This is a genomic window from Lujinxingia vulgaris (genome assembly GCF_007997015.1).
Classification (GTDB): domain Bacteria; phylum Myxococcota_A; class Bradymonadia; order Bradymonadales; family Bradymonadaceae; genus Lujinxingia; species Lujinxingia vulgaris.
In genome coordinates this window covers 1-536 of record NZ_VOSM01000099.1, presented here as the reverse complement: position 1 = coordinate 536, position 536 = coordinate 1, and the positions used below count along the sequence as shown (strand labels likewise).

At 61.0% G+C, this 536-nt stretch carries 1 protein-coding gene; it reads right to left on the bottom strand.

Annotation, left to right across the window (positions count from 1 at the left end):
• On the bottom strand, positions 1-536 hold a 536-nt coding region (locus tag FRC98_RS21080; protein ID WP_146983526.1), incomplete at both ends, for an efflux RND transporter permease subunit.

Below are 536 nucleotides of genomic sequence, written 5' to 3'. Positions count from 1 at the left end.
CCTGCCGAAGTACGCTGTGAACTGGCGATGATGTCATAGCCCGCTAAGGTCGTGTAATCCTCGATCTCCTCCATGGACAGCAGCATCTTGGAGACCTTGTCTCGCACCGCCTCCGTGCGCCCCAGCGCCGAAACAGGAGGCAGCTGATAGGCCACTAGGGCGACGCCCTGGTCTTCCTGCGGCACCAGGCCCGGCGGCAGGCGATTGATCAGGAAGGCCACCGAACCGATCACGACCACGAACACCAGGATGCCCAGGACGGCATGCCGCAGGAACCACTGCACAGTGTTCGCGTAGCCATTCGATATCTTCTGGAATCCGGAATTGAAGTAGCGGAAAAACCAAGACTCCTTGCCCGAATCCTCCTTGCCCAGCAGCAGGGCCGAGAGTGCGGGCGCCAATGTCAGCGCGACAATGCCCGAGAACATCACCGAAACTGCAATGGTCACGGCGAACTGGCGGTAGAGCTCGCCCGTCATGCCACCCAGGAAGGCGACCGGTGCAAAGACGGAGATCAGAGTCAGGGTGGCAGCCAC